This window comes from Streptomyces sp. NBC_00223, assembly GCF_036199905.1.
Classification (GTDB): Bacteria; Actinomycetota; Actinomycetes; order Streptomycetales; family Streptomycetaceae; genus Actinacidiphila.
Genome location: NZ_CP108109.1, coordinates 6,005,862 through 6,027,374 on the forward strand (window position 1 = coordinate 6,005,862; position 21,513 = coordinate 6,027,374).

Here is a 21,513-nt window from a genome sequence, read left to right on the forward strand (position 1 = left end):
ACGAGGTGAGCCGTGCCTCATCGACATTTACTTGGACGTCCTAGTAAATTTGAAGGCATGGACGCCCAAGGCATCGAGACAGGCCGCCAGCGCTGGCAGGCACGGTACGACTCAGCCCGTAAGCGGGAGGCCGACTTCACCACCCTCTCGGGCGACCCCGTGGACCCCGTCTACGGCCCGCCGTCCGGCGCGGACGTGCCCGGGTTCGAGCGGATCGGCTGGCCGGGGGAGTACCCCTTCACCCGGGGGCTGCACGCGACCGGCTACCGGGGCCGCACCTGGACCATCCGGCAGTTCGCGGGCTTCGGCAACGCCGAGCAGACCAACGAGCGCTACAAGATGATCCTCGCGGCGGGCGGCGGCGGACTCTCCGTCGCCTTCGACATGCCCACCCTGATGGGCCGCGACTCCGACGACCCCCGCTCGCTCGGCGAGGTCGGCCACTGCGGGGTCGCCATCGACTCCGCCGCCGACATGGAGGTCCTCTTCCAGGGCATCCCGCTCGGCGACGTCACCACCTCGATGACGATCTCGGGACCCGCCGTCCCGGTCTTCTGCATGTACCTGGTCGCCGCCGAGCGCCAGGGCGTCGACCCGGCCGTGCTCAACGGCACGCTCCAGACCGACATCTTCAAGGAGTACATCGCGCAGAAGGAGTGGCTCTTCGCGCCCGACCCGCATCTGCGGCTGATCGGCGACCTGATGGAGCACTGCGCCGAGCGGATCCCGGCGTACAAGCCGCTGTCGGTGTCCGGCTACCACATCCGCGAGGCGGGCGCGACGGCCGCGCAGGAGCTGGCCTTCACCCTCGCCGACGGCTTCGGCTACGTGGAACTCGGGCTCTCCCGCGGCCTGGACGTCAACACCTTCGCGCCCGGTCTTTCCTTCTTCTTCGACGCGCACCTGGACTTCTTCGAGGAGATCGCCAAGTTCCGCGCCGCCCGCCGGATCTGGGCCCGCTGGCTGCGCGACGAGTACGGCGCCACGTCCGAGAAGGCCCAGTGGCTGCGCTTCCACACCCAGACCGCCGGCGTCTCGCTCACCGCCCAGCAGCCGTACAACAACGTCGTGCGCACCGCCATAGAGGCGCTGTCCGCGGTGCTCGGCGGCACCAACTCGCTGCACACCAACGCCCTCGACGAGACCCTGGCGCTGCCCAGCGAGCAGGCCGCCGAGATCGCGCTGCGCACCCAGCAGGTGCTGATGGAGGAGACCGGCGTCGCCAATGTGGCCGACCCGCTGGGCGGCTCCTGGTACGTGGAGGCGCTCACCGACCGGATCGAGGCCGACGCGGAGAAGATCTTCGACAAGATCAGGAAGCTCGGCGAGCGGGCCGTACCCAGTGGGGAGCACACGATCGGCCCCATCACCTCGGGCATCCTGCGCGGCATCGAGGACGGCTACTTCACCGCCGAGACCGCCGAGTCGGCGTTCCGCTACCAGCGTTCGCTGGAGAAGGGCGACAAGCGGGTGGTCGGCGTCAACTGCCACACCGGCTCGGTCACCGGCGACCTGGAGATCATGCGGGTCAGCCACGAGGTCGAGCGCGAGCAGGTGCGCGAGCTGGCCGGCCGCCGGGCCGCCAGGGACGAGTCGGCGGTACGGGCCGCGCTCGACGCGATGCTGGCCGCGGCCCGGGACGGCGGCAACATGATCGGCCCGATGCTCGACGCGGCCAGGGCCGAGGCCACGCTCGGTGAGATCTGCGGGGTGCTGCGCGAGGAGTGGGGGACGTACATCGAACCAGCCAGGTTCTGAGCCCGACGGCCCTTCCCGGACGAACAAGTCGATCAAGGTGGCGCTCGCGGCGGGGAAGCCTCGTACCCTCTGTACGCACCCAACCGGCTCTCCGAGGAAGGAACCTCGTGTCCCTCGAAGCGACCGTCGGTGACGACGGGATGATCTACATCCGCGAGACAGAGCAGCCGGAAGTGGTGGCCGTGACCACTCCCGCCAAGTGGGACGCGTTCGTCAAGGGCGTCAGGGCGGGGGAGTTCGACCACTTCGTGGCGGGTGTGGAGGTCGAGGCGGGCTAGGCGGGCCGTACGGGCGTCGTGGGCCGTACGGGCGCCGCGGGGTGTGCTCCGGCGGGCGGCTCGCCGCGCCCGGCCGGACACGCTCCCGTGAGGCCGACGACGAGGAGCCGGGCCAGCCGCCGCGCCCACTCCTCGTCGACCGGCTCGGAGCTGACCATCACCCGGTGCACCACCGTGCCCGCGATCACGTCGAAGACCAGATCGTCACGGAAGAGGTCGCCGTCGCCGTCGTCCAACGGCATCTCGCCGCGCCGCTGGGCGCGTTCGCGGCCGGTCAGCACCAGATGCTTCTGCCGGTCCACGATCGCCGCGCGGATGCGCAGCCGCAGCGCGTCGTCGTGGGTGGCCTCGGCGATCACCGCCATCAGCGCGGTCCTGGTCTCCGGCCGCTGGATCAGCCCGGCGAAGCGCAGCACCACGCCCTGGATGTCGGCCTGGAGGCTGCCGAGGTCGGGCAGCTCCAACTGCTCCTCGAAGAGCGCCGCGACCGCGTCCACCACCAGCTCGTTCTTGCCCGCCCAGCGCCGGTAGAGGGTGGTCTTGGCGACCCCGGCCCGGGCCGAGACGTCACCGAGCGTCAGCCGTCCCCAGCCCAGCTCCGCCAGCGCCTCCCGGGTGGCGGCGAGGATCGCGCGGTCCGCCTCGGCGCTTCGGGGGCGGCCGGTGCGTCTCTGACGGGGGGAGGGGCACATAGGGCGGACCATACCGGCCGGTAGGTAGCGTGACGAGTGATCGTTCTCACACCGGCCCCCGCTGCCCGCCCGGCCCCCGCCCAGTTACGCTACGAGCCGTAGCGTAACGAGTGGCAACCACGGGTGCGGATGGGGATTCGTACCGGCCGGACGCGTGAACCGCGCGACGGCGGCAGGACAGGCAGCACACGGTCGGCGCTCCGGCCCCCGCGAACCGGCGGGGATTCGGGGTCTGTACACGCTTTGCTCCACGAGGGGGGAGGATTGGCGCATGCAGCCACGGAACATGTCCATGAGCGGCGTGGTCGACCTCGCCGCGGTGAAGGCGGCCACTGAGGCCAAGGCGAAGGCCGAACAGGCCAGGGCGCAGCGGCAGGACGCCGGCGCCGACGCCGTCGCCTCCCCGCTCGTCATCGAGGTGACCGAGGCGACCTTCGAGAGCGATGTACTCCAGCGCTCCGCCGAGGTGCCCGTCGTCATCAGCTTCTGGGCCGACCAGGCCGAGCAGAGCAAGCAGCTCAACGCGGTGCTGGAGCGCCTTGTCGCCCAGTACCGGGGGCGCTTCGTCCTCGCCACCGCCGAGGTCTACGCCAATCAGATGCTCTTTCAGCAGTTCGGCGTCCAGGGAGTGCCCGCGGTCTTCGCGGTGCTCGCCGGGCAGGCCATGCCGCTCTTCCAGGGCTCCGCGCCCGAGGACCAGGTGGCCGAGGTGCTCGACCAGCTGATCGCGGTCGCCGAGCAGCGGTTCGGCATCGTCGGTCCCGAGGTCGACCCGGGGGCCGTCGCCGCCGAGGCGCGGCCCGAGCCCGCCCCGCCGCGCCCCGCCACCCCGCAGGAGCTGGCGCTGTCCGCCGCGCACGACGCGCTGGACGCCGGCGATCTGGGCGGCGCCATCCAGGCGTACCGCAATGTGCTGGCCGACGAGCCCGCCAACGCCGAGGCCAAACTGGGCCTGGCCCAGGCCGAGTTGCTGCGCCGGGTGGAGGGCGCCGACCCCAAGGCCGTACGTGAGGCGGCGGCGAACGCGCCCGGTGACGTACCGGCGCAGCTGGCCGCGGCCGATCTGGACCTGGTCGGCGGACATGTCGAGGACGCGTTCGCTCGTTTGGTGGACACCGTACGGCGCACAGTGGGTGACGACCGGGACCACGCGCGGCTGCGGCTGCTCGAACTTTTCGAGGTCATCGGCTTCGACGACCCCCGGGTGATTACCGCGCGTACAGCCTTGGCCAGAGTTCTGTTCTGAGTCCGGACGGCCGCCGCGCCCGGTCCGGGCGGGTGGCCGATCTTCGCCGTCGCCGCTTCAGGGCGTGAATTCGACGGGACGGCGGCCGCTCTTTATCAAACTGTGACAATGAGCGGCCGCTGTTACTTCCGGTAAGAATCAGACCCCTTTTTGTGGGTGATGACGGCATTTGCCGGATTCGCCTCATGGGGCTTCGGTGACGCGCGGTGACATTACTCCGCGTGGCGATCTTGGCCCCGCCATCCATCCATTACTCGCTGGTAATGAACCCTCTTGTGTGTCGGCCGGGAATGCACCACGATCGGCCAAGCTCGGTCCGTTGGCACCGCCCGGCCGCCAGTCGGCGCACGTGTCCGCGGGTCCCCGCCGAGTGGGGGCGCGGTGACCGCCGCGGCCCCGGGACAGGGGGGTCTCCGTCCATCGGATGGAACCGGATGGAGCCTGTCCCACCGGTCGTGCGCGAGTACGGCCAGTGGTTGTCGCTCGGGGGTGATCGCCGAAGACTCGGACACCGCCGTCCGTAACTCCCGTGGGAGGGACGGCTCGCCGATCGCCGGCGCTCTCCTTCCCGAGGACGTAGCACTTCTCCCATCCCAGGCCCGGACGTGAAGTTCCCGGCCGGAGATGTACGTCCGAGAAGGAGGAAATATGGAGTCGCTCGTTCGTGGCGGTACCAGATGGCGGCGGTTCGCCGTCGTCATGGTGCCGAGCATCGCGGCCACGGCCGCGATAGGCGTGGCGATGTCGCAGGGTGCGCTCGCCGCGTCCTTCAGCGTGTCGGGCCAGCAGTTCAAGGTCGCGGCAAAGACGCTGCACGGTGAGGGATTCGTCCAGTACGGCAGCATCGAAGTGCCCAGTGGCAGCGGGCCGGTGCCGGTGGCGGTGTCGGCGTTCAGCGACGCCACCATCACCGGACTGTGCCAGTCGGTGGTCGTCCCGACCCCCATCGGCGATGTGACGATGGTGCTCAGGGCCGGCAACGGGAAGACGCCGGTCACGGCGCACAACCTGTACATCGACCTGGACCAGTTGGACGCCAACGCGACCTTCACCGACATCAACATCGGTGTGGCCGCGGGCAGCAACAGGCTCACCGACAGCACGACCAAGGAGAAGGCGGGCGGAGAGTTCGCGCAGGAGGCGAGGATCGCCGACCTGACGGACGTCCGTCAGCGGGCCTGGGCCACCAGCGCCGGCACCTTCACCCTGGCCGGTCTGAGCCTGCGCCTGCACCCGGGCTCGGGCCCGGACAAGGAGTGCTACTAGGCGGGTCGGCCCCGCCCCAGGGGCCACGGGCGAGCCGCGTCGGCCGCGGCTCGCCCGGGCCACCGATCAACCGTGCAGTGATGCCAGTTCCAGGGAGCTGTTTGCTATGAGCGCCGAGTCGACAGAACTGAGTGCCCGGATCCGCTTTTGGCGTCTGACGTTCCGCCACTGGCGTTGGCAGCGCCCCTTCTGGGCGGGTCTGCTGACCCTGCTGGGGGGCGCGCCCATCATGTACTTCCCCTACGCGCATATGACGCTCGGTCAGCTGACCATCCGGATGGCGACGACCGCGGGCTCCGGCTCACTGATCATCGGCGTCCTGCTCTTCGTACTGGGTCTGACCATGTGGTTCCAGACCGCCGTACGGTTCTTCGCCGGGGTCGCCACGATCCTGCTCGCGCTGGTGTCGCTGGTGATCTCCAACTTCGGCGGCTTCCTGGCGGGCTATCTGCTCGCGCTGATCGGTGGCGCGCTGGCCCTGGCCTGGGTGCCGGGCGTCCCGGTGACCGACGAACCCGGCGACAAGGCGGAACTGCCCGACGGCGACCCCCACTCGGGCGGCGAGCGGGGCGGACCCGGGACGGTCCAGCCCGCCGAGCCCTTCGTACCCGCCCAGGCGGGGGAGTCCCACGCTTCACCCGAGCCGGTGCACGCCGGCGCGCGCTCCAACGACGAGTCCACCGAGGAGAACGGGAGGCACCGTGCTGGGTGACGAGGCTCAGCCGGACGGGAGCGAGGGCTCCCGCAAGCGGGCGGCCGCAGGGCCGCGCCACGCGGCCCCCCGCAAATCGCTGCTGACCAAGTTGCACGTTCCCGCCGGGAAAGCGGTGGCGCTGGCCGCCATGCCCACGGCGGTGCTGATGGGGATGGGCTTCACCCCGCATCTCGCGCAGGCCGACGAACTGCCCGACAACCCGTTCAAGCCCGGGCCCTGCGTGACGCGGTCCGACACCCCGTCGCCGTCCGCGACGGCCGGCGGCCAGCACGGCGGGAGCGCCGGTACGCCGACGTCCACGCCCACCGACCGGGCGACCGACCGGCCGACGACGACCCCGAGCCCGTCCGCCACGTCGGACGGGCAACCGGACCCCGTGGCCGACCCGACCGCGACCGGGTCGAAGCCCGCCGACGACCCGCTGGGCGGGCTCCTGCCGAAGAGCGCGACGGCCAAGACCGTGGCGACCAAGGCCGTGAAGTCGAAGGCCGGGACAGCGAAGAGCGCCAAGTCGGCGGGCGGGACGCCGCAGGCCACGACGCCGGTGACCGCACCCGCGGCCGACGCGCCGGCCGCGGCGACGTCGGCCGGCGCGAAGAAGGTCAACCCGCTGGACCCGCTGGGCCTGGGCGATCTGCTCAACGGCCTGCTCGGCGGCGGCAAGAAGCCCGGCGGCCCGACCACCGCGCCCACCACGCAGCCGCCGGAGCCCGCGCCGACCACCCAGGCGCCGGAGCCCACCGGGACCGCCACCGAGGCGCCGCCGAAGTCCTCGTCCGGCGGGGGCTCCTCCGGCGGTACGTCCGGCGGTACGTCGCAGGACGGCGGTACGTCCGGCGGTACGTCGCAGGACGGCGGTACGTCCGGCGGTTCGTCGGCGGGCGGTTCGTCCGGCGGATCCTCGGGCGGCAGCACCTCGGCCACGCCCTCGCGCGGCCCGAAGGCCAAGGAGACCGCCGGCGTCGACCAGGACACCGTCGACAAGGTCACCAAGGCCCTCCAGGACGCCGGCGTCGCGTCGCCCTCGGCCACCGCCCCGGCCGACTCCGACGGCAAGCAGCCGTACCCGTGCCCGACCTACGACGCGCAGGCGCTCGCCGACGCCAAGACCGAGCCGGGCATCCCGCTGCTGCCCGACGCGCCCTGGACCCTCAAGAGCAGCATGCTCACCCTGTACGGCCTCGACTACGACGGCATCGTGAAGGTGCGGACGTGGAGCGGCGGGGTCAAGGACGTGCTCAAGTTCACCGCGACCGGCGTGGACATCGCCGATCTGCACCAGATCGTGGACGGCCCCGGCGACGGCCACACCCACGTACGGGCCCGCAAGGGCTCCACGTCCACGATCCGCCACGGCACGGTGACGATGTACACCGAGTCGCTCAGCGGCGACCTGCTCGGCCTGATCCCGGTCACGTTCACCCCGAAGGCGCCGCCGCCGCTGACCCTACCGGTGCTCTTCTTCACCGACGTGACGGTCCTCCAGGCCGGCCAGTTCGGCGGCACGCTGACCATCCCGGGCATGAGCCTGCGCCCCGGCACGTCGTAACCGCGACGGCCGGTCCGTAACCGCGACCGCCGGTCCGCCCCGGCCCCGTACGACGACAGCCGCGCGGCCCGTACCCGCTGACGACCGGGTGCGGGCCGCACGGCGTGCGTAGGGGAGGTCAGTCGCCGAGGTGGTGGACGCGGACCAGGTTGGTGGTGCCGGGGACGCCGGGCGGGGAGCCGGCCGTGATGATCACGGTGTCGCCCTTGGCGTACTCGGAGAGCTTGAGCATCTCCCGGTCCACCAGCTCCACCATCGCGTCGGTGTTGTCGACGTGCTCGACCACGAACGCCTCCACACCCCAGGTCAGCGCGAGCTGGTTGCGGGTCGCGGCGTCGGTGGTGAAGGCAAGCACGGGCGCGGGCACCCGGTAGCGGGCCAGCCGGCGGGCGGTGTCACCGGACTTGGTGAAGGCCACCAGCGTCCGCGCGTCCAGGAAGTCGCCCAGCTCGGCCGCCGCGCGGGCCACCGCGCCGCCCTGGGTGCGCGGCTTCTTGCCCGGGGGCAGCGGCTGGAGACCGCGGCACAGCAGCTCCTCCTCGGCCGCCTCCACGATCCGCGACATCGTCTTGACCGTCTCGATCGGGTACTTGCCGACGGAGGACTCCGCGGAGAGCATCACCGCGTCGGCGCCGTCGAGGATCGCGTTGGCGACGTCGGACGCCTCGGCGCGGGTGGGCCGGGAGTTGGTGATCATCGACTCCATCATCTGGGTCGCCACGATCACCGGCTTGGCGTTGCGGCGGCACATCTCGACCAGCCGCTTCTGGACCAACGGCACCTGTTCGAGCGGGTACTCCACGGCGAGGTCGCCGCGGGCCACCATCACCGCGTCGAAGGCCGCGACGACGCTCTCCATGTTGTCGACCGCCTGCGGCTTCTCCACCTTGGCGATGACGGGGACCCGGCGGCCCTCCTCGTCCATCACCCGGTGGACGTCGCGCACGTCCTTGGCGTCGCGCACGAAGGACAGCGCGACCATGTCGACGCCGAGGTGGAGGGCGAACCTGAGGTCCTCGATGTCCTTCTCGGACAGCGCGGGCACGTTCACCGCGGCGCCCGGCAGGTTGATGCCCTTGTGGTCGGAGATGACCCCGCCCTCGACCACCAGCGAGCGCACCCGCGGGCCCTCGACCTCGATGACGCGCAGCGCCACGTTGCCGTCGTTGATCAGGATCGGGTCGCCCTGCGAGACGTCGCCGGGCAGGCCCTTGTACGTGGTGCCGCAGATCGAGCGGTCACCGGCCACGTCCTCGGTGGTGATGGTGAACTCGTCGCCCGCGACCAGCTCCACGGGTCCGTCGGCGAACTTGCCGAGCCGGATCTTGGGACCCTGGAGGTCGGCGAGCACGCCGACCGCCCTGCCGGTCTCCTCGGCCACCTTGCGCACGCGCTGGTAGCGGTCCTGGTGCTCGGCGTGGCTGCCGTGGCTGAAATTCAGTCGGGCCACGTTCATGCCTGCCTCGACCAGCGTCTTGAGCTGTTCGTAGGAGTCGACGGCGGGACCCAGGGTGCAGACGATCTTGGCTCGGCGCATGGGCGCTATCCTATCGGTTTGTTCCGCTCCGGAATAATCCAGGGGCTTTGTGGTCAGGGGGAAGGTCAGCCGCGGGCCAGCGCGTAGGTGTCGCGGGCGATCTCCAGCTCCTCGTCGGTGGGGACCACGGCGACGGCCACGCGCGAGGACTCCGCGGAGATCAGCCGGGCGCCGCTGCCGCGTACGGAGTTGTGCACCGGGTCCAGCACGATCCCCAGGCCCTCCAGGTCGGCCAGCGCTGCCGCGCGCACGGCGGCGGAGTTCTCGCCGACGCCCGCGGTGAAGGCGATCGCGTCCACCCGGCCGAGGACGGCCGTGAAGGCGCCGATGTACCGGCGCAGCCGGTGGGTGTACACGTCGAAGGCGAGCCGCGCGGCCCTGTCGCCCTCGCCCATCCGGCGGCCGATCTCGCGCATGTCGTTGGCGCCGCACAGCCCGAGCAGGCCGGACCGCTTGTTGAGCAGGGTGTCGATCTCGTCGGTGGTCATGCCGCCGACGCGCTCCAGGTGGAAGACGACCGCCGGGTCGATGTCGCCGGACCTGGTGCCCATCACCAGGCCCTCCAGCGGGGTCATGCCCATGGAGGTGTCCACGCTGCGGCCGCCGCGGACCGCGGCGGCCGAGGCGCCGTTGCCCAGGTGCAGCACGATGACGTTGACCTCGGACGGCTCCTTGCCCAGCAGGGCGGCGGTCGCGCGCGAGACGAAGGCGTGCGAGGTGCCGTGGAAGCCGTAGCGGCGGACGCCGTAGCGGTCGGCGGTGGCGGTGTCGACCGCGTAGCGGGCCGCGGCCTCGGGGATCGTGGCGTGGAAGGCGGTGTCGAAGACGGCGACCTGCGGGAGGTCGGGGCGCAGCCGGCGGGCCACCTTGATGCCGGTGATGTTCGCCGGGTTGTGCAGCGGGGCCAGCGGGACGAGCTTCTCGATCTCGGTGACCACCTCGTCGGTGATCAGCGTCGGCTCGGTGAAGCGGGTGCCGCCGTGCACGACGCGGTGGCCCACGGCGGCCAGCTCGGGGGAGTCCAGGCCGAGGCCCTGCCCGGCGAGGTCGTCGGCGGCCCTGCGCAGCGCCTCCGCGTGGTCCGCGACGCCGCCCTCCTCGCCGATCCGCTCCACCAGACCGGACGCGAGCCGGGTGTGGTCGGCCATGTCGATCAGCTGGTACTTCACGGAGGAGGAGCCGGAGTTCAGCACGAGCACGCGCGTGCCCCGGCCCGCGCGGCCGTCTCCCCCGGTTGCCGGGCGGGGGCCGGTGGTCTGGCGTCTGTCGTTCGTGGGGGCGGACGGTCCGCCCGCCCGCTCGCGCGGCGGGTGCGCGGGTGCGGCCTGCGGGCCGGTGGCCGCCTGATCGTTATCCGCGCGGGCGGACGGCCCGCCTGCCGGTGGTGGGTGTCCTGCGCGGCCCTCTCCCCCGCTTGCCGGGCGGGGCCCGGTGGTCTGGCGTCCGTTGTCCGCGGGGGCGGACGGTCCGCCCGCCCGCTCGCGCGGCGGGTGCGCGGGTGCGGCCTGCGGGCCGGTGGCCGCCTGATCGTTGTCCGCGCGGGCTGACGGCCCGCCTGCCGGCGGTGGGGGCGTGGTCTCGCTCGGGTGTCCCGCGCGGCCGTCTCCCCCGCTTGCCGGGTGGGGCCCGGTGGTCTGGCGTCCGTTGTCCGCGCGGGCGGACGGTCCGCCTGCCGGCGGTGGGGGTGTGGTCTCGCTCGGGTGTCCCGCGCGGCCGTCTCCCCCGCTTGCCGGGTGGGGCCCGGTGGTCTGGCGTCCGTTGTCCGCGCGGGCGGACGGTCCGCCTGCCGGCGGTGGGGGTGTGGTCTCGCCCGGGTGTCCGGCGCGGCTGTCCTCCCCGGTTGCCGGGCGGGGGTCGGTGGTGGCGGGTTCGTTGTTCGTGGGGGCGGAGTCCCCGTCGGCCTGGTCGGGGGGCGGGGTCACGAGGGGGCTCCCTGGGGGCGGGGGGATTCGTCGACGATGTCCTGCGCCTGGATCGCCGTGATCGCGACCGTGTTCACGATGTCCTGCACCAGCGCGCCGCGCGACAGATCGTTCACCGGCTTGCGCAGCCCCTGGAGGACCGGGCCGACCGCCACCGCGCCCGCCGAGCGCTGCACGGCCTTGTACGTGTTGTTGCCCGTGTTCAGGTCGGGGAAGACCAGCACTGTCGCCTGCCCGGCCACCGCCGACCCCGGCATCTTCGTGGCGGCCACCGAGGGCGCCACCGCCGCGTCGTACTGGATCGGCCCCTCGACCAGCAGGTCGGGACGGCGCTCGCGCACCAGATCCGTGGCCCGGCGGACCTTGTCCACGTCCGCGCCCGTACCCGAGGTGCCCGTGGAGTACGACAGCATGGCGATCCTCGGCTGCACGTCGAAGCGCAACGCCGTGCCCGCCGCCTGGATCGCGATGTCGGCGAGCTGTTCGGCGTCCGGGTCCGGGTTGACCGCGCAGTCGCCGTAGACCAGGACCTTGTCGGCCAGGCACATGAAGAACACCGAGGAGACGACGGCCGCGTCCGGCCGGGTCTTGATGATCTCGAAGGCCGGGCGGATCGTCGCGGCCGTGGAGTGCACCGCGCCCGAGACCATGCCGTCGGCCAGGCCCTCCTGGACCATGAGCGTGCCGAAGTACGACACGTCCGCGACCACGTCGTACGCCAGCTCGTAGGAGACGCCCTTGTGCGCGCGGAGCTTGGCGTACTGGGCGGCGAAACGGTCCCGCAGCGGTGACGTCTGAGGGTCGATGATCGCCAGATTGGGGTCGTCGAGCGCGATGCCGAGGTCGCCGGCCCGCTTGCGCACGGCGTCCTCCTCGCCGAGCAGGGTCAGCTCGCAGACGCCACGGCGCAGCAGCACCTCCGTGGCGCGCAGTATCCGGTCCTCCGCTCCCTCCGGCAGGACGATCCGCCGCCGGTGCGCCCGGGCCCGCTCCAGCAGGGCGTGCTCGAACATCATCGGGGTGACCCGGGCCGACCTCGCCACCGAGAGGCGTTCGGTCAGCTCGGCGGTGTTCACATGGGTCTCGAACAGGCCCAGCGCGGTCTCCGCCTTGCGCGGGGTGCCCGCGCCCAGCTTGCCGTCGAGTCCGGACAGCTCGGCGGCGGTCGGGAAGGAGCCGGTGGGCACCGCGAGCACGGGGGTGCCGGGGGCCAGCCGGTTGGCCAGCGCCAGGATGTCCGGGCCGGGCCGCTCGTCCAGGGTGAGCAGCACGCCCGCGATGGGCGGGGAGCCCGCGGAGTGCGCGGCCAGCGATCCGATGATCAGATCGGCCCGGTCGCCCGGGGTCACCACGACACAGCCCGGGGTCAGCCGCGGCAGGAAGGTCGGCAGCATCGCACCGCCGAAGACGAAGTCCAACGCGTCCCTGGCCAGCCCCGCGTCGTCGCCGAGCAGCACCTGCGCGCCCATCGTCTCCACGATCTGCGCGACCGTCGGCGCCGACAGCGCGGGCTCGTCGGGCAGCACGTACACCGGTACGGGCAGCGTCCGGCCGAGCTGCTCGGCGGTGTCCTCGACCACCCCGGGGTCCACCCGGTTGGCGATCATCGCGATCACGTCGCAGCCGAGGTTGGTGTACGCGTGGTGGGCGTTGCGGACCTCGGCGACGATCGACTCGGCGCTCTGGTGGCGACCTCCTATCACCGCGAGCACGGAGGCCCCGCACTCGTTGGCCAGCCGCGCGTTCACCCCCAGCTCGGCGGGCAGGTTGGTGCCCGCGAAGTCGGAACCGAGGATGAGCACCGTGTCGTAGGACTCGGCGACCCGCAGATAGCCCTCCACCAGCCGGGCGGTCAGCGCCTCCTGGCCCTGCTCGGCCTGGAGCGCGGCGGCCTCCTCGTAGCCCATGCCGAAGACGGTGGACAGGTCCTGGGTGAGGCGGTAGCGGCCGCGCAGCAGCTCGAAGATCCGGTCAGGGGTGTCGTGCACCAGCGGGCGGTAGACACCGACCCGGTCCACCTGCCGGGTCAGCAGCTCCATCACCCCCAGCTCCACGACCTGGCGGCCGTCACCGCGGCCGATCCCCGTGACATAGACGCTGCGCGTCACCCCTGTGCTCCGATCTCCTGGCTTCCCGGCGCCCCGGTTTCCCGGTTCCGCGTACGGGCGTACGCAGACAAAACGCTAACGCGCCCGCGAAACGCGTGCCCACCGAGGTCACCTGGCGGACACGCACCGCCGGGGCGGCACGCTCAGCCGCAGCTCAGCACCCGCGCCGATGGTTCCCCCTCGCGGGGTGCCGGGGATCGCCGCGCGGTGCACGTAGGGTGAACACGAGCGGACAAGGAGGGCGACGCGGTGGAGATCCTCGCGACCGGAGTGCAGCGCGACGAGCGGCCCCTGCTGGAGCGGGCCTTCGCGCCCCGCCACGGGATCCACTGTGTGGAGACCTTTCTGACCCCTGACACCCTCCCGCTCGCCCAGGGTTACGAGGCCGTCTGCACCAGTGTGAACTCCCAGTTGGACGCGCCCGCCCTGGAGACCCTGGTACGCGGCGGGACCCGGCTGATCACCCAGCGGTCCACCGGCTACAACAACATCGACCTCGCCCACGCCGAACGCCTCGGCATGACCGTCGCCCGGGTCGCCCGCTACTCCCCGTACGCGGTCGCCGAGTTCGCCTGGACGCTGGCCGGCGCGCTCAACCGCAAGATGGTGCGGGCCGCGAGCCGCACCCGGGACTTCGACTTCCGGCTCGACGGCCTGCTCGGCCGGGACTTCCACGGCCGTACGGCCGGGGTGATCGGCACCGGCGCCATCGGCACCGCCTTCACCGCGATCGCCCGCGGCTACGGGATGCGGCTGCTCGGCTGGGACATCACCGCCAACCCCGAGTGCGCCGAGATGGGCATGGAGTACGTCGAACTGGACCGGCTGCTGCGGGAGTCGGACCTGATCAGCCTGCACGTACCGCTGATGCCCTCGACCCACCATCTGCTCGGCGCCCGGCGGCTGGCCGAGATCAAGGACGACGCGCTGCTGATCAACACCAGCCGCGGCGGCCTGATCGACGCCGAGGCGCTGGTGGAGACCCTGCGCGAGGGCCGGCTCGGCGGAGTGGGTCTGGACGTGTACGAGGAGGAGGCCGGAATCTTCTTCTACGACAAGTCACTTGAGGTGATGACCGATGACGTTCTCGCCCGGCTGCTGACCTTCACCAATGTGCTGATCACCTCGCACCAGGCGTACTACACGGTGGACGCGGTCGAGGAGATCGTCGCGGCGACCGTTCGGAATGTGGACGACTATCTCGCGGGAAGGATCACGGAGTGCACCCTGATCCCGAAGTCCCCGTGATCCGCTCTCCGTTGACCATCTGACACCCTGACTGGAGACGCCTCTCATGCGTATCGGAGTCCTCACCGCCGGCGGCGACTGCCCCGGCCTCAACGCCGTCATCCGGTCGGTCGTGCACCGCGCGCTGACCGGCCACGGCGACGAGGTCATCGGCTTCGAGGACGGCTTCGTCGGACTGCTGGAGGGCCGCTTCCGGCCCCTGGACCTCAACTCCGTCAGCGGCATCCTGGCCCGGGGCGGGACGATACTGGGTTCGGCGAGGCTGGAGCGCGCCCGGCTGCGCGAGGCCGCGGACAACGCGGACGACCTGTGCACGCAGTACGGGATCGACGTGCTCATCCCGATCGGCGGCGAGGGCACACTGACCGCCGCCCGGATGCTGTCCGACGCCGGGATGCCGGTCGTCGGCGTGCCCAAGACCATCGACAACGACATCAACGGCACCGACCGCACCTTCGGCTTCGACACCGCCGTCACCGTCGCCACCGAGGCCATCGACCGGCTCAAGACCACCGCGGAGTCGCACCAGCGGGTGATGGTGGTCGAGGTCATGGGCCGGCACGCCGGGTGGATCGCCCTGGAGGCCGGCATGGCCGGCGGCGCCCACGGCATCTGCGTGCCCGAGCGGCCCTTCGACCCCGACGACCTGGTGGCGATGGTCGAGGAGCGCTTCGCCCGCGGCAAGCGGTTCGCCGTGATCTGCGTCGCGGAGGGCGCCCACCCGGCCAAGGACACGATGGAGTACGGCGTCGGCGAGATCGACAAGTACGGCCACGAGCGCTTCACCGGTATCGGCACGACGCTGGCCCGCGAACTGGAACTGCGGCTGGGCAAGGAGGCCCGCCCGGTGATCCTCGGCCATGTCCAGCGCGGCGGCGTGCCGACCGCGTACGACAGGGTGCTGGCCACGCGCTTCGGCTGGCACGCGGTGGAGGGCGCGCACAGCGGCTGCTTCGGCCACATGGCCGCCCTGCACGGCAACCGCATCGCCATGGTCCCGCTCGCCGACGCGATCACCCATCTCAAGACCGTCCCCGAGGACCGGATCGAAGAAGCCGAATCGGTGTTCTAGGGTCCGGGTACGCTGGGCGGGTACCCGCGGGGCGCGGGCACGGCCGGGCAGCACTTCGGCCGTGCCGTGGCCCCGCACGCCCAGCAGAGACGTGACCCACCGGTTCGACCGTGCGCACACCTGAGGTTCTTTTTCGGCCTGTGCAACCTTTTGGCATTTCCGCCCGTCTTCCGGAGAGCGCTGCGATGAGTGCACGGAAGGACCAAAAGTGTTGAAAGCCAGCATCGTCGTACCCATATACAACGCCGGTGAGTACATCGACGACTGTGCTCCGTCACTGACGGGACAGAGCCTGGGGACCGACGACTACGAGGTGATATACGTCGACGACGGTTCCACGGACGACTCCCTGGAACGTCTGCGCCGCCTCGCCGAGCTCCACCCGCATGTCCAGGTGCACACCCAGGAGAATTCCGGCTGGCCGGGCAAACCGCGCAATGTCGGCGTCAGGCTCGCCCGCAGCGAATATGTGCATTTCGTGGACCAGGACGACGAAATCGCCCCCGACGCCCTGGAACGCCTTTACGACCTGGCCGTGCGCAATGACTCGGACATCGTCTTCGGCAAGACCTACGGCGAAATGCGCGGCCCGGCGGACATATTCCGTCACCACCGCGAGCGCTGTTCCGTCGAGGACACCGATCTCTTCGAGACCCTCACCCCGCACAAGATGTTCCGCCGGCAGTTCCTGCTCGACAACGACATCCTCTTCCCCGAGGGCCGGGTCCGGCTGGAGGACCAGCTCTTCCTGGCCCACGCCTACCCCCTGGCCAAGACGGTGTCGATACTCGGCGAGCACCCGTCGTACCACTGGCACAAGCGCACCGACGGCAACAACAACAGCAGCACCCCGCCGCGTCCCGAGGACTACTACGGGCATCTGCGCAACGTCGTCCGCGCGATCAAGGAACACTCCGAGCCCGGCCCGGTGCAGGACCGTATGCTGCGCCGCAACTACCGCACCGAGATACTGCGCCCGGTCACCGAGCCGCGGGTGCTCCAGCGCACCGGCGAGGAGCTGGAGCGCTACTTCACCATCGTCCGCGACCTGGTGCGCGAGGAGTTCCCGCCCGGTGTCTCGGCCGGTTTCCCGGCCATCGCCTCCCTGCGCGGCCATCTGCTGGAGACCGGCAGGCTCGACTCCCTGGTCGAACTGGCCCGCCGCACCCGGGGCATCGCCCTGCGCTACGAGGTCGGCACCACCGGCTGGCGCGGCGGCAGGCTGACCATTCCGGTCCGGGCCTGGCTGGTCCGCGCCGACGGGCAGCCGGTGACCCTGCTGCGCAGCGGCGACCGGCTGCTGCTCGACCCCGTGCTGCTCGACGGCGTGCCGGGCGTGGACGAGTGGGAGGTCAAGGACCCCTTCTCGCAGGTGCACGGCGAGGTCGTGGTCAAGGACACCACGCGCTCGACGTGGTGGTACGCCGAGAACGACATGGTGCCCCGGCTCGAACCGCTCGAAGGCGACCTGTGCCATGTCGTGCTGTCCGCCGACGCGGTGATCGACCCGCTGAAGCTGGCCGGCGGCGCTCCGATGACCCCCGGACGGCACGAGGTGTGGCTCGACACCCAGCTGCTGGGCCTGGGCCGGCGGCCCCGGCTGACGCTGCCCAAGAAGGCGACCAAGGCCCAGCTGCGCGACGCCCGCCAGGGCTCGCGGCAGGCCGTCGTCGGCACACCGCCGCGCGTGGTCGGCACCGGCTGGACCGGGCAGAACCAGCAGCTCGAACTCCAGGTCTCGCCGCCGCGGCAGATGCCGGCGGCCCGCGCGCTGCTGCTGCGGCTCAGCACCGACGACCGGCTGCGCACGCCGGCCAACGCGGTGGGGCGCAGGCTGCCCAAGGGCCTGCGCAAGCGGCTGCGCCGGGTGCTGAAGTCCGCCGGGCGCTGACCGCCGGCCACTGACCGCCGTGCCCCGAACCCGCCCGTGTCCCGGGCGGGTTCGGCGCGTCCCGGGTTCCGCGCGCGAGGGGGCGCCGCGCGGGATCAGGACGGCCGCAGCCACACCGTCGCCAGCGGCGGCAGCGTCAGCGCGATGCTGTGCCGGCGGCCGTTCCACGCCGTGGGCTCGCTCTTCACCGGCCCCTCGACCGGCACCCCGCTGCCGCCGTAACGCTCCTCGTCGGTGTTGAGCACCGGCGTCCACAGGCCCTCGGGCACCCCGAGCCGGTACTCCTGCCGCACGACGGGGGAGAAGTTGCTGACCGACAGCAGCGGGCGGCCCTCGGTGTCGAAGCGCAGGAAGGAGAACGTGTTGTCCTCCGCCGCGCCGCCGTCCACCCACTCGAAGCCGCCGGGGTCGGTGTCGCGCTGCCACAGCGCGGGCGTGGCCGCGTAGACCGCGTTCAGATCGCGTACCAGGTCGCGCACCCCGCGGTGGTCGCCGGCCGCCGAGTAGGTCTCGTCCAGCAGCCACCAGTCCGGGCCGCTGTCGTGCGACCACTCCGCGCCCTGGGCGAACTCCTGGCCCATGAAGAGCAGTTGCTTGCCCGGGTGGGCCCACATGAAGGCCAGATACGCCCGGTGGTCGGCGCGCTGCCGCCACCAGTCGCCCGGCATCTTGGAGACCAGCGCGCGCTTGCCGTGCACCACCTCGTCGTGCGAGATCGGCAGTACGTAGTTCTCGCTGTACGCGTAGACCATCGAGAACGTCATCTCGTCGTGGTGGTACTTGCGGTGCACCGGCTCGTGCTCCATGTACGCCAGCGAGTCGTGCATCCAGCCCATGTTCCACTTCAGACCGAAGCCGAGGCCGCCGAAGCCGGTCGGGCCGACATGGTGGGTGGCCCGGGTCACCCCGTCCCACGCGGTGGACTCCTCGGCGATGGTGACCGCGCCGGGACAGCGCCGGTACACCGTGGCGTTCATCTCCTGGAGGAACGCCACCGCGTCCAGGTTCTCCCGCCCTCCGTACGCGTTGGGCAGCCAGTCGCCGCCCTCGCGCGAGTAGTCCAGGTAGAGCATCGAGGCGACCGCGTCGACCCGCAGCCCGTCGATGTGGAACTCCTCGCACCAGTACACCGCGTTGGCGACCAGGAAGTTGCGCACCTCGGTACGGCCGAAGTCGAACTCCAGGGTCCCCCAGTCCGGGTGCTCGGCCCGGCGCGGGTCGGCGGGCTCGTACAGCGGCTCGCCGTCGAATCTGGCGAGCGCCCAGTCGTCCTTGGGGAAGTGCGCGGGCACCCAGTCCATGATCACGCCGATCCCGGCCCGGTGCAGCGCGTCCACCAGGAAACGGAAGTCGTCCGGCGAGCCCAGCCGCGAGGTCGGGGCGTAGTACGAGGTCACCTGGTAGCCCCACGAGCCGCCGAAGGGATGCTCGGCGACCGGCATCAACTCCACGTGCGTGAAGCCGAGTTCCTGTACGTACGAAGGGAGCTGTTCGGCCAGTTGACGGTAGTTCAGGCCCGGTCTCCAGGAGGGCAGATGGACCTCGTACACCGACAGCGGCGCCCGGTGCACGGGGGTGTCCGCGCGGTGGTCCATCCACTCCCGGTCGGCCCAGGTGTAGTCGGACGCGGTGACCACCGAGGCGGTCGCGGGCGGCAGTTCGGTGGCCCGGGCCATCGGGTCGGCCTTCATGCCCCGCGAGCCGTCCGGGCGGGTGATCTCGTACTTGTACGCCGTGCCCGCCCCGACCCCCGGCACGAACAGCTCCCACACCCCGGAGGCGCCCAGCGACCGCATCGGGAACGCGGTGCCGTCCCAGAAGGCGAAGTCGGCCGCGAGCCGCACCCCGCGCGCGTTCGGCGCCCACACCGCGAACCGGGTGCCGGCCACCCCGCCGTGCGTCATCGGCTCCGAGCCGAGCGCCTTCCACAGCTGCTCGTGCCGCCCCTCCCCGATCAGATGCAGGTCCAGCTCCCCGAGCGCGGGCAGAAAGCGGTACGGGTCCTCCACCAGGTGCTCGCCGTCCTCGTACCTGACCGCGAGTTCGTACGCCGCCGGGACCGCGCTCAGCGGCAGCACCGCCGAGAACAGCCCGTCACCCTCGGAGGCCAGCTCGGCCCGCAGCCCGTCGGCGACCACGGCCACGCCCAGGGCGAACGGCCGCAGCGCCCGGAACCGCACCCCGCCCGCCTCGGGGTGCGCGCCGAGCAGGGCGTGCGGGTCGTGGTGGGCGCCGTTCAGCAGCCGCCACCGCTCGCCCTCGTCGAGGCCGCCCTGGACCGGAGCGCTCCTGCCCGGGCCGCCCGTGGGCGCGGCGGCCGGCGGGCGCGGGGTTTTCGGCGCCCGGACCGGCTCCTGGGCAGGGGAGGGGGAGGGGGAGGGGGTGACCGCCGCGGACCTGGGGGCCGTGCCGGAGGCGGCCGGGTGCGGGGTGGTCGCGCCGTAGCCGCGGGCGGCGGCCTCGGTGGAGCCCTCGGTGCCGCGGCGTTCGGGCGGGGTGTCGGGGTGCGGGAACTTCGGGGGGGTCACGGCGGGTCTCCTCGGCGGGGGTCGGGGCGGGTCGGCGGGGTCGGGGGCGGCGGAACGGAGGCCGCCGGGGGCGGGTCGGTGCGGGGGTCAGCCCGCCGAGGTCGCCAGGCGGGCCAGGGCGGAGAGGGGGATGGGCAGCCAGGCCGGGCGGTGGCGGGCCTCGTACCTGGCCTCGTACACCGCCTTGTCGGTCTCGAAGGCCCGTATCAGCACGGGCTGTTCGCGCGGGTCGACCCCGCAGACGTCCGCGTAGCCGGCGCAGTAGGCGTCGCGGTGACGGGCCGCCCAGGGGCCGTTGGCGCTGTGGTGGGCGGCGTAGTCGAAGGACCTGAGCATGCCCGCCACGTCCTGGACCGGGGGCGCCGGGCGGCGCCGCTCGGCCAGCGGGCGGGCCGGCTCGCCCTCGAAGTCGATCAGCACCCACGCGCCGTCGGGTCCGCGCAGCGTCTGCCCGAGGTGCAGATCGCCGTGGATGCGCTGGGCGGTCACCCCGCCGCCCACCCCGGCGCTCGCGCCCAGTTTCGTCAGGTCGTCGAAGGCGGCCCGCAGCGCGCCCGTGTAGGGCCGTACCGCGGGCACCTCGGCCGCCGTCTCCTCCAGCCGCCGTGTCATGGCGGTGGAGATACGTTCCAGCGCCCGTCCGTCGAGCTGACGGACCGGCAGCGCGGCGGCCAGCGAACCGTGCACCTCCGCGGTCGCCCGGCCGAGCGCGGTCGCCTCGGCCCGGAAGTCGCCGTCCTCGGCCACCGAGGCCAGCGCCAGCGCCCACCCGTCGCAGGAGCCGGGAAGGAAGCGCTGGAGCACCCCGAGCGTGGTCGGCTCGCCGTCCGGGTCGCCGTCGGCGGCCGGGGACTCGAACCACGCCACCGGCTCGGCGACCCGCCGTGACCCCGCCCTGGCCAGCGCGAGCGACAGCTCCAGATCCGGGTTGGTGCCGGGCGAGACCCGGCGGAAGAGCTTGAGGATGTACGCGTCGCCGTACACCACCGAGGTGTTGGACTGCTCGGCGGTGGACACCCGGGGGGTCAGTCCGGGCGGGAAGGTCACGTCCGGCTCGGTGGTGAAGCGCAGCCCCCCGGTCCGCCCCGGCAGCTTGAGCCGTTCCAGCAGCAGCGCGGCCAGCCGGGGGTCGTGCGGGGCGTCGTAGAGGGTCAGGCCGTCGTAGGGGCCGCCGACCGCCGGGCCGAGCGCGGCGCGCACCAGCGCGGACGGCAGCAGGGGGTGGGCGCCCAGCAGCAGTTGATAGCAGTCCGGAGGGCGGCCGGGCTGCTCCACGTCGACCAGCACGTGCAGCAGCCCCAGCGGGCCGAGCCGCCCGCCGGGAGGGACCAGCTCGGTGGCCGCGGCCAGCCGGAACCGCCCGATGGGCAGACCCTTGCCGGCGAACCAGCGCTGCCGGGGCAGCCAGCCGCGCAGCAGCGGGTCGAGCGAGCGCAGCAGCCCCGGCACCAGGTCACGGCCACCGGCGGAAGGCACACGGGTCCAGGAGCTGTCCGACATGACGTCCTTTCCCCGGGGAGTCGCGCACCCTGCCGTTACGACGAACGGCGGGGGCGCCAGCCTCCCGGATGACGGGTACGGGCTGTCCGGCGACACGGGGAGCCTGCCCCGGGCGGGTGACAGGAAACCGCCGTACGGGCTGCTGGGGTCCTTCTGGATAGTGCCAAAGGAGCAGCGGGCCCGCACCTCGTGAGGCCGGCCGC

15 protein-coding genes are annotated in these 21,513 nt (G+C 72.2%); 9 read left to right on the plus strand and 6 right to left on the minus strand.

The window, feature by feature from the left end:
* Window positions 1-57 precede the first annotated feature (57 nt).
* Window positions 58-1,758, plus strand: coding sequence for an acyl-CoA mutase large subunit family protein (locus OHA30_RS25670; RefSeq protein ID WP_328916238.1), 1,701 nt, complete (start codon window positions 58-60; stop codon window positions 1,756-1,758).
* A gap of 107 nt (window positions 1,759-1,865) precedes the next feature.
* Complete coding sequence (locus tag OHA30_RS25675; protein WP_328916239.1) at window positions 1,866-2,036, plus strand: DUF397 domain-containing protein; 171 nt, start codon at window positions 1,866-1,868, stop codon at window positions 2,034-2,036.
* Here OHA30_RS25675 and OHA30_RS25680 read toward each other — a convergent pair.
* Complete coding sequence (locus tag OHA30_RS25680) at window positions 2,033-2,728, minus strand: TetR/AcrR family transcriptional regulator (protein WP_328916240.1); 696 nt, start codon at window positions 2,726-2,728, stop codon at window positions 2,033-2,035. The genes OHA30_RS25675 and OHA30_RS25680 overlap by 4 nt on opposite strands.
* Window positions 2,729-2,999: 271 nt before the next feature.
* On the opposite strand from OHA30_RS25680, the gene OHA30_RS25685 reads away from it, so the two are divergent.
* The 4 genes from OHA30_RS25685 to OHA30_RS25700 all read left to right on the plus strand — a co-directional run bounded on the left by OHA30_RS25685 (window position 3,000) and on the right by OHA30_RS25700 (window position 7,504).
* On the plus strand, window positions 3,000-3,974 hold the full coding sequence (locus OHA30_RS25685; RefSeq protein ID WP_328916241.1) for a tetratricopeptide repeat protein: 975 nt from the start codon (window positions 3,000-3,002) through the stop codon (window positions 3,972-3,974).
* A gap of 648 nt (window positions 3,975-4,622) precedes the next feature.
* Window positions 4,623-5,240 (plus strand): DUF6230 family protein, encoded by a 618-nt coding sequence (locus OHA30_RS25690; RefSeq protein WP_328916242.1) that lies wholly within the window; start codon window positions 4,623-4,625, stop codon window positions 5,238-5,240.
* Between the two features lie 106 nt (window positions 5,241-5,346).
* Complete coding sequence (locus tag OHA30_RS25695; protein ID WP_328916243.1) at window positions 5,347-5,952, plus strand: DUF6114 domain-containing protein; 606 nt, start codon at window positions 5,347-5,349, stop codon at window positions 5,950-5,952.
* Entirely contained in the window at window positions 5,942-7,504 is a 1,563-nt protein-coding gene (locus tag OHA30_RS25700; protein ID WP_328916244.1) for a hypothetical protein, read from the plus strand. The genes OHA30_RS25695 and OHA30_RS25700 overlap by 11 nt, the downstream gene beginning before the upstream one ends.
* 118 nt (window positions 7,505-7,622) lie before the next feature.
* On the opposite strand, the gene pyk is transcribed toward OHA30_RS25700, so the two are convergent.
* The 3 genes from pyk to pta all read right to left on the minus strand — a co-directional run bounded on the left by pyk (window position 7,623) and on the right by pta (window position 13,071).
* Window positions 7,623-9,041 carry a pyruvate kinase gene (gene pyk, locus OHA30_RS25705; RefSeq protein ID WP_328916245.1) on the minus strand — a complete coding sequence of 473 codons (1,419 nt, stop codon included), beginning with the start codon at window positions 9,039-9,041 and terminating at the stop codon, window positions 7,623-7,625.
* 65 nt (window positions 9,042-9,106) lie between these two features.
* Window positions 9,107-10,240 carry an acetate kinase gene (locus OHA30_RS25710; protein ID WP_328916246.1) on the minus strand — a complete coding sequence of 378 codons (1,134 nt, stop codon included), beginning with the start codon at window positions 10,238-10,240 and terminating at the stop codon, window positions 9,107-9,109.
* A gap of 719 nt (window positions 10,241-10,959) precedes the next feature.
* Window positions 10,960-13,071: a phosphate acetyltransferase gene (gene pta / locus OHA30_RS25715; RefSeq protein WP_328916247.1), complete on the minus strand. Its 2,112-nt coding sequence runs from the start codon at window positions 13,069-13,071 to the stop codon at window positions 10,960-10,962.
* A 249-nt stretch (window positions 13,072-13,320) separates the two neighbouring features.
* Here pta and OHA30_RS25720 point away from each other — a divergent pair, with 249 nt between their 5' ends.
* The 3 genes from OHA30_RS25720 to OHA30_RS25730 all read left to right on the plus strand — a co-directional run bounded on the left by OHA30_RS25720 (window position 13,321) and on the right by OHA30_RS25730 (window position 17,282).
* On the plus strand, window positions 13,321-14,319 hold the full coding sequence (locus OHA30_RS25720; protein ID WP_328916248.1) for a 2-hydroxyacid dehydrogenase: 999 nt from the start codon (window positions 13,321-13,323) through the stop codon (window positions 14,317-14,319).
* A gap of 46 nt (window positions 14,320-14,365) precedes the next feature.
* Window positions 14,366-15,391 (plus strand): ATP-dependent 6-phosphofructokinase, encoded by a 1,026-nt coding sequence (locus OHA30_RS25725; protein WP_328916249.1) that lies wholly within the window; start codon window positions 14,366-14,368, stop codon window positions 15,389-15,391.
* 208 nt (window positions 15,392-15,599) lie between these two features.
* Window positions 15,600-17,282, plus strand: coding sequence for a glycosyltransferase family 2 protein (locus OHA30_RS25730; protein ID WP_328916250.1), 1,683 nt, complete (start codon window positions 15,600-15,602; stop codon window positions 17,280-17,282).
* A gap of 95 nt (window positions 17,283-17,377) precedes the next feature.
* Here the strand turns inward: OHA30_RS25730 and glgB are convergent, their stop codons facing one another.
* Together glgB and OHA30_RS25740 are read right to left on the minus strand one after the other, a co-directional pair.
* Window positions 17,378-19,810: a 1,4-alpha-glucan branching enzyme gene (glgB, locus tag OHA30_RS25735; RefSeq protein ID WP_328916251.1), complete on the minus strand. Its 2,433-nt coding sequence runs from the start codon at window positions 19,808-19,810 to the stop codon at window positions 17,378-17,380.
* An 87-nt stretch (window positions 19,811-19,897) separates the two neighbouring features.
* Window positions 19,898-21,310 (minus strand): maltokinase N-terminal cap-like domain-containing protein, encoded by a 1,413-nt coding sequence (locus OHA30_RS25740; RefSeq protein WP_328916252.1) that lies wholly within the window; start codon window positions 21,308-21,310, stop codon window positions 19,898-19,900.
* Between the last annotated feature and the right edge of the window lie 203 nt (window positions 21,311-21,513).

What these genes read in the sequence shown, in the direction of transcription:
- OHA30_RS25670 (WP_328916238.1), top strand. Translation starts at nt 58, where the DNA reads ATGGACGCCCAAGGCATCGAGACAGGCCGCCAGCGCTGGCAGGCACGG.
- OHA30_RS25680 (WP_328916240.1), bottom strand. Translation starts at nt 2,728, where the DNA reads ATGTGCCCCTCCCCCCGTCAGAGACGCACCGGCCGCCCCCGAAGCGCC.
- OHA30_RS25685 (WP_328916241.1), top strand. Translation starts at nt 3,000, where the DNA reads ATGCAGCCACGGAACATGTCCATGAGCGGCGTGGTCGACCTCGCCGCG.
- OHA30_RS25690 (WP_328916242.1), top strand. Translation starts at nt 4,623, where the DNA reads ATGGAGTCGCTCGTTCGTGGCGGTACCAGATGGCGGCGGTTCGCCGTC.
- OHA30_RS25695 (WP_328916243.1), top strand. Translation starts at nt 5,347, where the DNA reads ATGAGCGCCGAGTCGACAGAACTGAGTGCCCGGATCCGCTTTTGGCGT.
- pyk (WP_328916245.1), bottom strand. Translation starts at nt 9,041, where the DNA reads ATGCGCCGAGCCAAGATCGTCTGCACCCTGGGTCCCGCCGTCGACTCC.
- OHA30_RS25725 (WP_328916249.1), top strand. Translation starts at nt 14,366, where the DNA reads ATGCGTATCGGAGTCCTCACCGCCGGCGGCGACTGCCCCGGCCTCAAC.
- OHA30_RS25740 (WP_328916252.1), bottom strand. Translation starts at nt 21,310, where the DNA reads ATGTCGGACAGCTCCTGGACCCGTGTGCCTTCCGCCGGTGGCCGTGAC.